The 217-nt window shown below is 59.0% G+C and carries 1 protein-coding gene; it reads left to right on the forward strand.

The genetic code is table 11. The features are described 5' to 3' along the window. On the forward strand, window positions 1–217 hold a 217-nt coding region (locus F2P45_RS37605), incomplete at both ends, for a transposase (RefSeq protein ID WP_166882773.1).

A 217-nucleotide genomic window follows, 5' to 3' on the forward strand; every position in this document is an offset into this window, starting at 1 on the left:
GTTCAACCTGAGCGACGAACAAATGGAATTCCAGTTGCTCGACCGCCTGAGCTTCCAGCGCTTTGTCGGACTGCGTTCCAGTAGTCAGATACCGGACCGGACAACGATCCGGACGTTCAAGGAGCGCCTGCTCAAGGCCGGTGCCAGCGAGAGTATCTTTGACGCCGTCAACCGCCAGCTTTCCAGGCATGGCTACATTGCGCGTGGCGGCCAGATG

Origin of the sequence: Massilia mucilaginosa (assembly GCF_011682145.1) — a bacterium.
Lineage (GTDB): Bacteria > Pseudomonadota > Gammaproteobacteria > Burkholderiales > Burkholderiaceae_D > Telluria_A > Telluria_A mucilaginosa.